Genomic DNA, 11,883 nt, shown 5'->3' on the forward strand with positions numbered 1-11,883 from the left:
ACGGGGGACGCGACCTCCGTCGTGGAACGATCGCGTTCAGGCCGAGACGCCCGCCCGCTCCCGCACGTCGCGCGTGGCGGCGAGGATGTTGCGCAGCGAGGCGACCGTCTCGTCGTAGCCGCGCGTCTTCAGCCCGCAGTCCGGGTTCACCCAGAGCTGGCGGCCGGGGATCGCGCCGAGCGCCGTCTCCAGCAGCTCGGTCACCTCGGCCACCGACGGCACGCGCGGCGAGTGGATGTCGTAGACACCCGGGCCGATGCCGTGCTCGAAGCCGGAGCGCTGGATGTCGTGCACGACCTCCATACGGCTGCGCGCCGCCTCGATGCTCGTCACGTCGGCGTCGAGGTTGCGGATCGCGTCGATCACCACGCCGAACTCCGAGTAGCAGAGGTGGGTGTGGATCTGGGTCGCGTCGGCGACGCCGGACGTCGCCAGGCGGAACGATCCCACCGACCACTCGAGGTAGTCGTGCTGGGCGGCACGCTTGAGCGGCAGCAGCTCGCGGAGCGCCGGCTCGTCCACCTGCACGACTCGGATGCCGGCGGCCTCCAGGTCGCCGATCTCGTCGCGCAGGGCGAGCGCCACCTGGCGCGCGGTCTCGGCGAGCGGCTGGTCGTCGCGCACGAACGACCAGGCGAGGATCGTGACCGGGCCGGTGAGCATGCCCTTGACCGGCTTGTCGGTCAAGGTCTGCGTGTAGGTCGACCAGTCGACCGTGATCGGCTTCGGTCGCGACACGTCGCCCCACAGGATCGACGGGCGCGTACAGCGCGACCCGTACGACTGCACCCAGCCGTTCTGGGTGACCGCGAACCCGTCGAGGTTCTCGGCGAAGTACTGCACCATGTCGTTGCGCTCCGGCTCGCCGTGCACGATGACGTCGAGGCCGATCTCCTCCTGGAGGTCGACGACCCGCTTGATCTCCGCCTGCATCCGGCCGAGGTAGTCGGCCTCGGTGATGACGCCCTTCGCGAACTGCGCGCGGGAGCGCCGGATGTCCGCGGTCTGCGGGAACGATCCGATGGTCGTCGTCGGCAGGAACGGCAGCTGCAGCGCCTCGTCCTGGGCGGCCAGGCGCGCAGCGTACTCGCCGCGGCGGAAGTCCGCCCTGGTCAGAGCGGCCTCGCGCGCCCGCACGGCCTCCACTCGGACGCCGGGCGCCGCCGCACGGTCGGCGAGCGCCGCGCTTGCCGCGCTCAGCTCGTCCTGGATCGCCTCGTGGCCGTCGACGATCCCGCGCGCGAGCACGGCGACCTGGGCGACCTTCTGGTCGGCGAACGCCAGCCAGCTCTTCAGGCGCGCGTCGAGCTCCGGCTCATCCTCCACGTCGTGGGGCACGTGCAGAAGGGAGGTCGAGGTCGACACCGCGACCTCAGGGCTCAGCGACAGGAGTGCGGTCAGCTTGCCGAACGCGGCTTCCAGATCACCGCGCCAGATGTTGTGGCCGTCGACGACGCCGCCGACCAGGGTCTTGGCCGCCAGCGCGCTTCTCGTGGCCTCGTCGAGCTCGCTCGGGATGTCGCCGCGCACCAGGTCGAGCGAGATCGCCTCGACGGGCGAGACCGCGAGCACCGGGAGGGCGTCGTCCAGGCTTCCGTAGGGCGCAGCGACGAAGATCGCCGGTCGCTCGGTCGCACCGCCCAGGGCGGCGTAGGCGGCACGGGTGGCCTCGAGCACCTCGGTGCGCTCCTCGTCGATGCTCTCCGAGACGAGCGCAGGCTCGTCCAGCTGCACCCACGGAGCGCCGGCGGCGGAAAGGCGCGCGAGCAGGTCAGCGTAGACCGGCAGCAGGTCGGCGAGCCGGGACAGCGGGCGGAAGCCCTCCGGCGCCTCGTCACTCGCCTTGCTCAGGAGCAGGAAGGTGACCGGGCCGACGATCACGGGCCGGGTGACGAAGCCCGCCGCGCGTGCCTCCTCGAACTCGCGGACGATCCGGTCGGACGCGAGCCGGAACGCGGTCTCCGGGCCGATCTCCGGAACGAGGTAGTGGTAGTTCGAGTCGAACCACTTGGTCATCTCGAGCGGCGCCTTCTGGCCCTCGCCGCGCGCGATGGTGAAGTAGCCGGCCAGGTCGACGGAGCCGCCGTCACCGACGAGGTCCGCGAAGCGCGACGGGATGGCGCCCACGGTCACCGCGGCGTCGAGAACCTGGTCGTAGAAGCTGAAGCTCTCCGGGATCGCCGCGTCGTCGCGGCCGAGACCCAGCGCCGCGAGGCGCTCCCGGGTCGCGGCACGGAGCCCGGCTGCGGTGGCCTCCAGCTCGTCGGCGCTGAGCTCGCCCGCCCAGAAGGCCTCCACGGCCTTCTTGAGCTCGCGGCGACGGCCGATCCGGGGGTATCCGATGACGGTGCCCACCGGGAAGGCGGAGCGTGGGGTGGTGGTGTCGGTCATGCGTTTTCGCTTTCCTGATGGGTTGGTGCGGGAGTGGATGCGGTGGTGTGCGCGGCCGGGAGCAGCCCGATCCTGTCGAGGACGGACAGCACTGCCGCGTGCTGGTTGAAGGTGTACAGGTGGAGGCCGGGTGCGCCGCCGTCGAGCAGCCGCTGCGCGAGGCGGGCGGTCCAGGCGATGCCGATCTCGCGCTGCCCGTCCTCGTCCGGCTCGATCTCGAGCTGGATCGCGAGGTCGCTCGGCAGGTCCTCCCCGCTCAGCTCGAGCATGCGGGTGAGCCGGGCGGGCGAGGTGACGGGCATGATCCCCGGCAGGATCGGGAAGGTGACGCCGGCCTCCCTCGCCCGCTGCACGAACGACAGATAGTCCTCGGCGTGGAAGAAGAGCTGCGTGATCCCCAGGTTGGCGCCGGCCGCCTGCTTGGCGAGCAGTGTGTCGATGTCCTGCGACACCGAGTGCGACGACGGGTGGCCGTTGGGGAACGCTGCGACGGCGATCTGCACGCGCTCCCGGTGGTTCAGGAGCGCGCGCGCGTGGAGGCCGGGCACCGGCAGCTCGCCGTAGGGGACGCGCTCGGCCTGCACCCGGTGTATGAGCTGGACGAGTTCGGCGGAGCTGCGGATGTCGCCCAGGCCGTCCTCACCCGGTGCGAGGTCGGCCGGCGGGTCGCCGCGCACGGCCAGGAACCGGCGGACGCCGGCGTCGAGGAACTCCCGGATGAGCCGGTTGGCCTCCTCGTGCGACGACCCGACGCAGGTCAGGTGGGCCATCGGCTGGACGTCGGTGTGCTCGAGGATGTAGCGCACCAATTCGAGCGACAGTGCGCGCGACGACCCGCCGGCTCCGTAGGTGACGGCGATGAAGTCGGGGCGCGCAGCCGCCAGCAGGTCGATCGTGGTCGGCAGCGCGGCAGCTGCGCGGTCGGAGCGCGGCGGAAGCAGCTCGAAGGAGAACCGCGCGTCGGTACAGTCCATGGTTCCTCGGGTGTCGATCAGCGTCTCGGACACCCCGCTCCGGCCGGCAGCGGACGCTGTCGGAGGATACGGGGCGGGCGGGTGCCGGGCTCGGCTGTCGCACCACGTCAGCGGTCGCCCGCTTCGGTTGTGCAGTCACGGTAGCAACGCAGAAGGCCGGGCGGAACCCGGTGCGTCATGCAACGACACAGAGGGTCCGCCCGGCCTCCGGGGCGCAGTGCGGTCTTACACGGCGAACGGCTCGAAAACCGCCTGGTACTCGGGCATGATCCGAGCGTGGACGCGGGTCCCGTCCTCCACGTACTCGGTCGAGAGCACACGCCCGCGCTCGTGGAGGGCCGAGATCAGGTCGCCGCGGTCGTACGGCACGACCAGCTCGACCTCTACGGAGGGGTCGGGCAGCAGGCGGGCGATGGCCGCGAGCACCTCCTCGACGCCCTCGCCCGTTCGCGCGGAGGCGAAGATCGCCCCGGGCTCCAGGCCGCGCAGCACCAGCCGGTCGTCGGCGGGGATGAGGTCGGCCTTGTTGAAGACGACGATCTCCGGGATCTCCCTGGCGCCGACCTCGCCGATCACGTCTCGGACCGTCGCCAGCTGCGACGCGGGGTCGGGGTGCGAACCGTCGACCACGTGCACGATGACGTCGGAGTCGGCGACCTCCTCCAGCGTGGAGCGGAACGCCTCGACCAGCTGATGCGGGAGGTTGCGCACGAAGCCGACCGTGTCGGCGAGCGTGTACAGCCGGCCGTCGGCCGTGACGCTGCGGCGGACCGTCGCATCCAGGGTCGCGAACAGGGCGTTCTCGACGAGCACGCCCGCCTTCGTCACCCGGTTCAGGAGGCTGGACTTGCCCGCGTTCGTGTACCCGGCGATCGCCACCGACGGCACCGAGTTGCGGTTGCGGTTCGCCCGCTTGGCCTCGCGCGCCGGCTTGAACCCGGCGATCTGCTTGCGCAGCTTCGCCATGCGCGAGTGGATGCGGCGGCGGTCGAGCTCGATCTTCGTCTCACCCGGTCCGCGCGAGCCCATGCCGGCGCCCGCGCCGCCCACCTGGCCACCGGCCTGGCGGGACATCGACTCACCCCAGCCGCGCAGGCGCGGGAGCAGGTACTCGAGCTGCGCGAGTTCGACCTGCGCCTTGCCCTCCCGGCTCTTCGCGTGCTGGCTGAAGATGTCGAGGATCACGGCCGTGCGGTCGATCACCTTGACCTTCACCACGTCTTCGAGCGCGCGCCGCTGGCTGGGTGCGAGCTCGGTGTCCGCGATGACGGTGTCGGCGCCGAGGGCGCGGACGATCCCCGCGAGCTCCTCGGCCTTGCCGCGGCCGAGGTAGGTGCTGGGGTCCGGGTGCGGCCGGCGCTGCAGGAGGCCGTCGAGCACGGCGGCGCCCGCCGTCTCAGCCAGTGCCGCGAGTTCGCGCAGCGAGTTCTCGGCGTCCTGCAGGGTGCCCTGCGAGTACACGCCGATCAGCACCACGTTCTCGAGGCGCAGCTGCCGGTACTCGACCTCGGTGACGTCCTCGAGCTCGGTGGAGAGCCCGGAGACGCGGCGCAGCGCGGCGCGCTCCTCGCGGTCGAACTGGTCGCCGTCGTGGTTTCCGCCGTCGGTCGCGCTCTCCTGGAGCGCCTGGGCGCCACGGCCGAAGAGCGTCACCGACGCCTTGTTCTGCTCGGTCGCGAGCACCCGTGCGACGACGTCGTCGGTGGTCTGCTGCGCGGTCTGCTCGTCGAATTCTGTTCGTTCAGTCATACATGTCCCCTGATCCGGGTCGGGTCAACCCTAGCTCGTCGTGCTGCTGTGTTTGTCTGTCGGTCTGTGTCCTGTACGGTCCTCTTATGGCCAGCGGAGATCACTATTTTTCCCCGGCGCCCGAAAGTGAACTGAACCTGCGGCCGTTCACCGCGCGCCTGGTGGGGCAGACGTACGAATTGGTGACGGCGAACGGGATCTTCAGTCCCGAGCGCATCGACATGGGTACGCGAGTGCTCCTCGACCATGTCCCCGCTGCGCCACCCGGAGGTCAGTTCCTCGACCTCGGCTGCGGCTGGGGGCCCCTGGCTCTCACACTTGCTCTCGAATCCCCTCATGCGACCGTCTGGGCGGTCGACGTCAACACCCGGGCTCTCGACGTGGTGCGCAGGAACGCGCAGAAGCTCGGTCTCACGAATATAAACCCTGTGACCCCGGATGATGTTCCCGATGACGTGGAATTCACCACGATCTGGTCCAATCCGCCGATCCGGGTCGGCAAGAACGAGCTCCACGACATCCTCCAGCGGTGGCTGCCGCGGCTCGAGCCCGGATCGGACGCCTGGCTGGTCGTGCAGCGCAACCTGGGCAGCGACTCGCTGCAGCGCTGGATCCAGGCGACGATGCCCGAGCTGACGACGACGCGCCAGGCGATCTCCAAGGGCTACCGCGTGCTGCGGAGCCGACGGCCCGCAGAGTAGGTGCACCGGTACCGCTGAGCGGTACCGAGGGGCCGTGCCGTGGTGCCGGGGCCGTGCCGTGGTGCCGGGCGGCTCAGGCGAGGTCGAGCGTTCCCGTGTAGACGAGTTCGGCCGGCCCGGAGAGGGCGACGTGCTCGCCGTCCTCCGTCGGGAACATCCGCACGCCGACCGTGCCGCCGGGGACCTCAACGCGCCACTGGTCCGGCGCACCATCGCCCGCCCAGTACCGCACCGCCAGCGCGGCCGCCGCCGCGCCAGTGCCGCACGAGAGCGTCTCGCCGCTCCCCCGCTCGTGCACGCGCATCCGGATGCGACCGATGCCGTCGCTGACGAGCGGCTCGCGCGGAACCACGAACTCGACGTTGGCGCCGTTCTCGGGCTCCGGCTCGATGTGCGGGATGTAGTTCAGGTCGGCTGCCTCCAGCTCCGACTCGTCGGCGACCGCGACGACGACGTGCGGGTTGCCGAGGTCGAGACCCAGGCCGGGACGGGCGACCGGGAGCTCCTTCGCGCGCACCAGCGGCTCGCCGCCGTCGAGGGCCCAGCGCCCGAGGTCGACCTGGAAGCCGGTGAGATTGCGCTGCACGTCGCGAACGCCCGAGCGCGTGCCGATCGGGAGCGTGTCGCCGTCGGCGAGTTCGGCGAGCCCGGACTCGAGCAGGTAGCGCACGTAGACGCGGATGCCGTTGCCGCACATCTCGGCGACGGAGCCGTCTGCGTTGTAGTAGTCCATGAACCATTCGGCGCCGTCGTCTTCGGCGAGGGCTTCAGCCCCCTCGGGGAGGTGCGTCGAACGCACCGCCCGGATGACGCCGTCGGCGCCGATCCCGAAGTGCCGGTCGCAGATCGCGGCGATCTGCGAGGCCGAGAGGGGCAGCCGCCCGTCAGGGTCGGCGTAGAGCACGAAGTCGTTGCCGGTGCCCTGACCCTTGGTGAAATGGAGCGTCGCCATCCTCACAGCCTATCGAGTGCGGAGCGGGTCAGTTGCGGGTCGTCATAGTCCAGCCAGTGCAGGTCGGCGTAACGCTTGAACCAGCTGACCTGTCGCCGGGCGTAGCGGCGGGTGAGCTGCTGGGTGGCGGCGATGGCCTCTTCCCGATTCATCTCGCCCTTCACCTCGGCGAGGGCTTGCGCGTAGCCGATCGCGCGGCGTGCGGTCACACCGTGCTCGAGCCCGAGCGGGAGGAGCCGCTGCACCTCGTCGGTGAGTCCGTCGCGCCACATCCGCTCGACCCGCTCGTCCAAGCGCCGCACGAGCTGGTCACGCGGCGCGGCCAGGCCGAGGAGGACGGTCGGACGCCAGAACCGCGGAGCCTCCGGCAACGAGCCGCTCACGGGCCTACCGGTGAGCTCGGCGACCTCCAGAGCACGGACGATTCGCCGGCCGTTCGCGGACCCGATGCGCTGCGCCGCCTCCGGGTCGAGCTCGGCGAGCCGGCGGAAGAGCATGCCGGGACCCTGTGCGGCGAGCTCGGCCTCCAGCCGCGCGCGCAGCTCGGCGTCGGTGGCCGGGAACCGGAAGTCGAAGAGCACGCTCGACACGTACAGTCCGGACCCGCCGACGAGGATGGGCGTGGCCCCGCGGTCGAGGATGTCGCCGATGGTGCGGCGCGCCTCCGGCTGATAGCGGGCGACGGTGGCCTCGTCGGTGACGTCGAGAACGTCGAAGAGGTGGTGCGGCACACCACGCCACTCCGAAGGCGGCAGCTTCGCGGTGCCGATGTCCATCCCGCGATACAGCTGCATGGCGTCGGCATTGACGATCTCAGCCGCACGGCCACGCTCCCGCAGGGCTTCGGCGATCGACAGCGACAGCTCGGTCTTGCCTGTGCCGGTCGCGCCGACGATGGCGATGATGCGCGGGGCGACCGGTTCGGACTCGGGTTCCTCGCCGGGGATCGCTGCGGGACGGGCCGTTCCGTCGACTCCCGCCGGGACCGGGTGAGCAGACCCGGAGGCGAGGTCCGCCCCGGGACCCGTGGCAGGATCGGGGGCGAGACGGGTTGCGGCCGATCGGTCGGTGCCGGCTTCGGGCGCCGAGGCCTGTGGCTCGCCGGTCGACGCGCGGGACGCCTCGGCGCTCAGCGCTGGCCGTCCGACGGGTCGTAGATCGGCATCGTGCCGACGCCCGGTGACGTGAGCGGCTCGCGCACGCGCAGGGTGGGCAAGCCGAGGGAGACGGGACCCGCTCCCGAGGCTGCTGTTCCGCCGTGGGTCGGGACAGCGCACGACTCCGCCTCTGCACGGTCCCAGGCGTCGCCCGCCCGTGTGCGCCGGATCGCGAGGGGGGCGCCGTCGGCGCTGTCGGCGATCAGGTAGTGCGGGGCCGCCTGCGTGACGCGGACGGTGACGACGTCGCCGGGGCGCGGGCTCTCCGAGCCGGCCGGCAGTTCGAAGTGGACGAGCCGGCTGTCGCGGGCACGTCCGCTCAGGCGGTGCGTGTCGGCGTCCTTGCGGCCTTCTCCGTTGGCGACGAGGAGTTCGACCTCGCGACCGACGAGGCGCTCGTTCTCTTCGAGCGAGATACGCTCCTGGAGCGCGATCAGGCGGTCGTAGCGGTCTTGCACGACCTCCTTCGGCACCTGGTCCGCCATCGTCGCGGCCGGCGTACCGGGGCGGATCGAATACTGGAACGTGAAGGCGGACGCGAAGCGCGCCTGCTCGACGACCCGCATGGTCTCCAGGAAGTCCTCTTCGGTCTCGCCGGGGAAGCCGACGATGATGTCCGTGCTGATAGCCGCGTCCGGCAGCTTGGCGCGCACCCGGTCGAGGATGCCGAGGAACTTCTCGGAGCGGTACGAGCGGCGCATCGACCGCAGGATCCGGTCGGAACCGGACTGCAGCGGCATGTGCAGCTGGGGCATGACGTTGGGCGTCTCCGCCATGGCGTCGATGACGTCGTCGGTGAACGCCGCCGGGTGCGGGCTCGTGAAGCGGATGCGCTCGAGCCCGTCGATGCCGCCGGCCGCACGCAACAGCTTGCTGAAGGCCTGTCGGTCGCCGAACTCGACACCGTAGGAGTTGACGTTCTGTCCGAGGAGCGTCACCTCGATCGCGCCGTCGTCGACGAGGGCGCCGATCTCGGCCAGGATGTCGCCGGGCCGGCGGTCCTTCTCCTTGCCGCGCAGCGACGGGACGATGCAGAAGGTGCAGGTGTTGTTGCACCCCACCGAGATGGAGACCCACCCGGAATAGGACGAGTCGCGCTTGGTGGGGAGCGTCGAGGGGAAGGTCTCGAGCGCCTCGAGGATCTCGATCTCGGCGGCGTCGTTGTGACGCGCGCGCTCGAGCAGCCCGGGCAGCGAGCCCATGTTGTGGGTCCCGAACACCACGTCGACCCAGGGCGCCTTCTCGAGGATGACGTTCTTGTCCTTCTGGGCAAGGCAACCGCCGACGGCGATCTGCATGCCGGCGTGCCGACGCTTGATCCCGGCGAGGTGGCCGAGATTGCCGTAGAGCTTGTTGTCGGCGTTCTCGCGCACGGCACAGGTGTTGATGACGACGACGTCGGCTTCCGCACCGGCATCAGCGGGAACGTAGCCGGCGGCCTCGAGGGATCCGCTCAGCCGCTCAGAGTCGTGCACGTTCATCTGGCAGCCGAAGGTGCGCACCTCGTACGTGCGGGCGTGCCCGTCCTCGGTCAACGCGGCCGGGGACGGCGAGAAGGTTCGCGGGTGCTCGACGGTGCTCATAATGCGTACGATTCTACGTTCGCCCGGGAGCGGAATCGAACGACGGCTCCACGGCGGTGAGGTTCCGGTCGCCGACCGTCGGCCGGCCACGCGCCGATTCGTCCCGCCCGACCCGCTGTCGGGCGCCGAGAACATGTCCGGGGCCGCGAGACCTGCGCCTCACGCGCCCTCACGCAACCTCCCGCAACCTCCCGCAACCGCGCAGCACACGCTCGCACGCGCCCCGGCCGAACCCGCATCCCTCTGCAACAGCACCACCCGCGCACCATTCCGCTCGACCCGCGTGACAAGTGCTTGCGCGCTCAGCACCCATCCATAGCCACCATCGCGAGACCGCAACAACCCGTGGCCTCATCCACGACCCGCGGCCTCATCCACTAGCGTGTCGGCCCCATCCGAGCGCGGTGCGCCGAACCGACCCTCACTCGGAGCGCAGCCCCAGGCGACCCGCAACCCGACGAGCTACTGGAACCGGACTCCGCCGCGGCGCCCGCGCGTCGCGAAGGCGGCGTCCATGGCCTGACGCACGACCGAAGACCCGTAGCCCTTGCGGGCGAGGAAGCCGTGCAGTCGTCTGCGCGTCGTCTCGTCGTCGTAGGAGGACAGCTGCCCGATCCGCTTGACGGCGAGCTCTGTGGCCCGCTCGAGCTCATCTTCGTCGGCGATGTCAGCCAAGGCCTCCTCGATCAGCTCCGGCGCGATGTGCCGTCGCTTCAGGTCGAGCTCGATCGCGGAGCGACCGAGGCCCTTACGGCTGTGCTGTGTGAACGCCAGCGTCGCCGCGAGCGACGCATCGTCGATCACGCCCATCGCCTCGAGCCGGTCGAGCTCCGGCGCGAACACCTCTGGCACGATCTCACGCTTGATCAGCAGCTGCTCGAGCTCCCAGCGTGACATCCCCCGCCGCGCGAGCTGCCGGATCGTGAGCGCCGTCGTCTTGCGGGTGAGCCGCTCGGTCTCTTCGTCCTCAGCCCCAGCCTCAGGAGCGCCTGCCCCGAGAGAAGACGCCTCCGGACTGGCGCCTGCCGACGCGCGACTCGGCTCAGCCGCCCAGGTGTTGTTCCAGCGTTCGGTGGCGCCAGCCCTCTCCGGTCGGGCACCTCCGCCGGCAGCACCTCCCCCGGCAGCAGCTGCCCCCGGGAGCTCGGCCACCGGACGGGCGACGGAGCGGCTCGCTTGCCGCCGTTCCGGCGACGCCTTCGCGCGCCGCAGCGGCGTCACCGGAGCGAGATGCTCGCTCTGCAGAGGCTCCGACGGCGGCCCCACAGGCGACTGCTCTTCGGACGATAACTCCTCGGACGACAACTCCTCCGGCAACCGCCCCTCAGAAGACCGCCCCCCGGACGACCGCTGCTCGGACGACCGCTGCTCGGGCGACCGACCTCGAGACGACCGAAGCGTACCTGCGGACGACTCCCCCGCACCCGAGTCAGCACCCGGGTGCGGTTCGGAGGGAAACCTCACGACCATGACGTCGGCCTCCTCGACAGTGTCGGACGTTCAGCGGAGATGACGGGTCACGCGCCCTTGCGGGCCTGCAGCTTCTCCTCCAGGGAGTCCACGGTCGCGTCGGAAGTCGCCGCTGCGTTCGGGTCGGCGATGACGCCCAGCTTGATCAGGATCTTGTTCTCGATCTCCGCTGCAATGTCGGGATTCGCGATGAGGAAGTTACGCGAGTTCTCCTTGCCCTGCCCGAGCTGGTCGCCTTCGTAGGTGTACCAGGCTCCCGACTTCTTCACGAGCCCGTGCTCCACGCCGAAGTCGAGCAGGCTGCCCTCACGGGAGATGCCGACACCGTAAAGGATGTCGAACTCGGCCTGCTTGAAGGGCGGAGCCATCTTGTTCTTGACGACCTTGACGCGGGTGCGGTTTCCGACCGCGTCGGTGCCGTCTTTCAGGGTCTCGATGCGACGGATGTCGAGGCGGACGGACGCGTAGAACTTGAGCGCCTTTCCACCGGCCGTGGTCTCGGGGCTGCCGAAGAAGACGCCGACCTTCTCGCGCAGCTGGTTGATGAAGATCATCGTGGTGTTGGTGGAGCTCAGCGCACCGGTCAGCTTGCGCAGAGCCTGCGACATGAGGCGGGCCTGGAGGCCGACGTGCGCGTCACCCATCTCACCCTCGATCTCGGCGCGGGGCACGAGCGCGGCGACGGAGTCGATCACGATCAGGTCGATGGAGCCGGAGCGGACCAGCATGTCGGCGATCTCGAGCGCCTGCTCACCGGTATCGGGCTGCGACACGAGGAGAGCGTCGATGTCGACGCCGAGCTTGCGGGCGTACTCGGGGTCGAGCGCGTGCTCGGCGTCGATGAAGGCCGCGATGCCGCCGGCCCGCTGGGCGTTGGCGATGGCGTGGAGCGTCAGCGTGGTCTTA

General features: G+C 70.5%; 9 protein-coding genes. 1 reads left to right on the plus strand and 8 read right to left on the minus strand.

Annotation, left to right across the window (positions count from 1 at the left end; translation table 11 throughout):
* Positions 1–36: 36 nt before the first annotated feature.
* From metE to hflX, 3 genes are all read right to left on the minus strand, one after another.
* The gene (gene metE / locus JNB50_RS08450; RefSeq protein ID WP_208039641.1) at positions 37–2,391 is read right to left on the minus strand and encodes a 5-methyltetrahydropteroyltriglutamate--homocysteine S-methyltransferase; all 2,355 of its coding nucleotides are present in this window, start codon (positions 2,389–2,391) and stop codon (positions 37–39) included.
* Entirely contained in the window at positions 2,388–3,365 is a 978-nt protein-coding gene (locus tag JNB50_RS08455; RefSeq protein WP_208039642.1) for a methylenetetrahydrofolate reductase, read from the minus strand. The genes metE and JNB50_RS08455 overlap by 4 nt, the downstream gene beginning before the upstream one ends.
* A 225-nt stretch (positions 3,366–3,590) precedes the next feature.
* Positions 3,591–5,114 (minus strand): GTPase HflX, encoded by a 1,524-nt coding sequence (gene hflX, locus JNB50_RS08460; RefSeq protein WP_208039643.1) that lies wholly within the window; start codon positions 5,112–5,114, stop codon positions 3,591–3,593.
* An 86-nt stretch (positions 5,115–5,200) separates the two neighbouring features.
* Between hflX and JNB50_RS08465 the strand changes: the two genes are divergently transcribed.
* On the plus strand, positions 5,201–5,815 hold the full coding sequence (locus JNB50_RS08465; protein ID WP_208039644.1) for a class I SAM-dependent methyltransferase: 615 nt from the start codon (positions 5,201–5,203) through the stop codon (positions 5,813–5,815).
* Positions 5,816–5,888: 73 nt separating this feature from the next.
* On the opposite strand, the gene dapF is transcribed toward JNB50_RS08465, so the two are convergent.
* The 5 genes from dapF to recA all read right to left on the minus strand — a co-directional run.
* Positions 5,889–6,767 carry a diaminopimelate epimerase gene (dapF, locus tag JNB50_RS08470; RefSeq protein ID WP_208039645.1) on the minus strand — a complete coding sequence of 293 codons (879 nt, stop codon included), beginning with the start codon at positions 6,765–6,767 and terminating at the stop codon, positions 5,889–5,891.
* Positions 6,768–6,769: 2 nt separating this feature from the next.
* Positions 6,770–7,714, minus strand: coding sequence for a tRNA (adenosine(37)-N6)-dimethylallyltransferase MiaA (miaA, locus tag JNB50_RS08475; RefSeq protein ID WP_208039701.1), 945 nt, complete (start codon positions 7,712–7,714; stop codon positions 6,770–6,772).
* A gap of 182 nt (positions 7,715–7,896) precedes the next feature.
* Positions 7,897–9,507, minus strand: coding sequence for a tRNA (N6-isopentenyl adenosine(37)-C2)-methylthiotransferase MiaB (gene miaB / locus JNB50_RS08480; protein WP_208039646.1), 1,611 nt, complete (start codon positions 9,505–9,507; stop codon positions 7,897–7,899).
* A gap of 462 nt (positions 9,508–9,969) precedes the next feature.
* Complete coding sequence (locus JNB50_RS08485; RefSeq protein ID WP_307794646.1) at positions 9,970–10,773, minus strand: regulatory protein RecX; 804 nt, start codon at positions 10,771–10,773, stop codon at positions 9,970–9,972.
* A 251-nt stretch (positions 10,774–11,024) separates the two neighbouring features.
* The coding region (gene recA, locus JNB50_RS08490) for a recombinase RecA (RefSeq protein ID WP_208039648.1) at positions 11,025–11,883 on the minus strand (859 nt) is incomplete at its 5' end.

The sequence above is a fragment of the Leifsonia sp. TF02-11 genome (assembly GCF_017565305.1).
Lineage (GTDB): Bacteria > Actinomycetota > Actinomycetes > Actinomycetales > Microbacteriaceae > Leifsonia.

Coding starts and splice junctions, on each gene's coding strand:
- JNB50_RS08465 (WP_208039644.1), top strand. CDS start 5,201: ATGGCCAGCGGAGATCACTATTTTTCCCCGGCGCCCGAAAGTGAACTG.
- dapF (WP_208039645.1), bottom strand. CDS start 6,767: ATGGCGACGCTCCATTTCACCAAGGGTCAGGGCACCGGCAACGACTTC.
- metE (WP_208039641.1), bottom strand. CDS start 2,391: ATGACCGACACCACCACCCCACGCTCCGCCTTCCCGGTGGGCACCGTC.
- hflX (WP_208039643.1), bottom strand. CDS start 5,114: ATGACTGAACGAACAGAATTCGACGAGCAGACCGCGCAGCAGACCACC.
- JNB50_RS08455 (WP_208039642.1), bottom strand. CDS start 3,365: ATGGACTGTACCGACGCGCGGTTCTCCTTCGAGCTGCTTCCGCCGCGC.
- miaB (WP_208039646.1), bottom strand. CDS start 9,507: ATGAGCACCGTCGAGCACCCGCGAACCTTCTCGCCGTCCCCGGCCGCG.